This is a genomic window from Streptomyces sp. PA03-6a, from assembly GCF_033792765.1.
Lineage (GTDB): Bacteria > Actinomycetota > Actinomycetes > Streptomycetales > Streptomycetaceae > Actinacidiphila.
This window is the reverse complement of sequence record NZ_JARAVK010000520.1, coordinates 1-2,115: the sequence shown is the minus strand read 5'-3', so window position 1 is coordinate 2,115 and position 2,115 is coordinate 1. Positions and strand designations below refer to the sequence as shown.

Below are 2,115 nucleotides of genomic sequence, written 5' to 3'. Positions count from 1 at the left end.
CCAGCCGAGTACGAAGACGCCTACCATCACCAACACACCCACGCCGACGAACCCGTCAGCGCGTGACATCCCGCTCGACACCAAACCCGGAGCGATTCATAACAGACAGATCCCGTTCCGACAGGGGAGCGTCGAAGTCGACTGCGGCTTGAGCGACACCTGGCGCCGGGTGGCTGGACGTCAACTGGCTTTCGAGTGGCGGTGTCGTTGGGGGCTGATGTGGCTTGATCGTCGCGGGATGCCGCCGGTTGCCTGAGGTATCTGCAGGGTGGTGGGTTGACGGCTGAGCGGCAGACGTTTCGCGAGCGGATTCGGGCGGAGGTCGCTGAGCGGTTTGCCGTGGGGGTCTTTAACGTGGAGGTCGCCAAGGACTTGCGGGTGAGGGTGCGCTCGGTGCAGCGCTGGCGCACGGCCGGGCCAGGCCTGGACCCTGTCCCGGATCAAGACGCTGATCGGCCAGCGGTTTCCTGATGCTGCGGCGCCACGGGTGGAGTCATCAGGTCCGGCCTGGCGGGCGCTGGAGCGTGACGCGGACCGGGGTAACGGGGTGGATCAAGGAGACGTGGCCGCAGGTGGAAGCGCCGCGGCGGCGCACGGGGCTGGCTCGTCTTCAGAAGACGAGGCCGGGTCTCGATGACGCCGATGAGGAGGGGTAGTCCGTTCGCGTCTGACTGGGAGTGCATCGTGGAGTGCGGTTTACCTTGGTCCACGGGGCTCGGCCGACCTGTGAGGTTGCCCCCACTTTCGCCTGCACGTGGCTGGGGGTGCACCCTGGCGGGCCAGGGAGAGAGTTCAGGACATGAGCCGGTGCGGGATCGCTGCGTGCTGCCGGTGCCACATGCGGGCTCGGAGCCTGATCAGGAACCGGCGGTGCGCCGTCGACTTCTGTATCCCGAAGCACGGGTGCAGAGCACACCATTCGTAGCCGCTGACCAGTACACAGATGTCGCGGCGTCCTGCGTGTCCCCGCCTGGCGGCCGCACCTTTGGCGGCGGCATCAGCGGCTCCGGGAACTCCCACAGACGTCCTGAACAATCCAACTCCAGGTACCCGCCCCATGAGCAGTGGAGTGGTCGCCTCACCACATAGGACACGGTTTTAGCCAGACCACCTATGGATCGTTTGAGTTTGAGGCCGTCCGGCTCATTGACAGCTCTGCCCGTCGGCCCTATTGCGGGGTTCTCGTCCTTCTTCTCAACGCGGGGTTCTGACGGGCTCGGCAGGGTGTACTGAGGCCGTTACGATCCCAGGTGATCAGGTCTTTTGCGTCCGTTCGAGCCTGGAGCTGGGTGACGATCTGCTGCCAGGTTCCGTCTCTTTGCCACCGGTTGAACAGCTCGTAGACGCGGGTCCAGTGGCCGTATTGCGAAGGCACATCCCGCCAGGGGATGCCGGTGTGCGCCCGGAATCGAATGCCGTCGATCAGTTGTCGACGGGTCCATACCGGGGGCCGGCCGCGCCCGTTTCCCGTCGGTAGAAGTGGCTCGAGCATGGCCCACTGGTCATCGCTTAGATCTTCGTGTGCTACGAACCGAGGTCGTTTCACTTCAAGATCCATCTTCAGTGCACACTGTGGACGGGGTGGTGGCAGCAGCCAGTTTCGGTATGTCAGTGCTTCCTGATGAGTGGTCCGGCTAGAGAAGAAGTCGCGACGCCTCCTCAAGAGGGGGCGAAGGGATACCGCGACTCTTTCACAGGCGAGGGCGTGGCCATGGGTGGCCGCGGCCGGTTGGAGGTCCGCCTTGACCGTCGAACCCTCAACCGATTTCTCGCTCTGCTCGGTGATCCATCCGATCAGGAGAGCAGCCCCAGGATATTGAATTTCAGCGTTGTTTTTTTGAAGGTATGTGCCGTGTCCAACTTGTGGATGTGGTGCTGGGGGCGGATGAAGGGTCGTTGTCACGAGATGTCTGGTATGTGGGGGCGTGGTTGTAGCCACGCACCGAACCGGCGAGCGCTGGAACGCGACGGGGGTGATCTCAGCCGAGACGTTTGGGCACAGCCCCTTGGCCGGTTGGTCACGTCCGTGGGAGTGGTGTATCGACGGCCACTCGGTGATCTCTTCTTTGAGGCTAGGCGGTGAGTGTGGTGGGCAGGGCGGTGTCGTGGGTTTCT

General features: G+C 63.7%; 2 protein-coding genes and 2 pseudogenes. 2 read left to right on the top strand and 2 right to left on the bottom strand.

Annotated features, from left to right (window positions below; genetic code table 11):
- Together PV350_RS46270 and PV350_RS46265 are read left to right on the top strand one after the other, a co-directional pair.
- On the top strand, positions 1–256 hold a 256-nt coding region (locus tag PV350_RS46270), incomplete at its 5' end, for a hypothetical protein (RefSeq protein WP_500339271.1).
- Positions 253–648, top strand: a pseudogene (locus PV350_RS46265) (helix-turn-helix domain-containing protein); the annotation flags it as partial. The gene PV350_RS46270 and the pseudogene PV350_RS46265, both read left to right, overlap by 4 nt.
- On the opposite strand, the pseudogene PV350_RS46260 reads toward PV350_RS46265, so the two are convergent.
- Both PV350_RS46260 and PV350_RS46255 read right to left on the bottom strand, forming a co-directional pair.
- Positions 636–1,036 (bottom strand): annotated as a pseudogene (locus PV350_RS46260) (transposase family protein); the annotation flags it as partial. The pseudogenes PV350_RS46265 and PV350_RS46260 overlap by 13 nt on opposite strands.
- 132 nt (positions 1,037–1,168) lie before the next feature.
- The gene (locus PV350_RS46255) at positions 1,169–1,558 is read right to left on the bottom strand and encodes a transposase (RefSeq protein ID WP_500339270.1); all 390 of its coding nucleotides are present in this window, start codon (positions 1,556–1,558) and stop codon (positions 1,169–1,171) included.
- Positions 1,559–2,115: the final 557 nt, after the last annotated feature.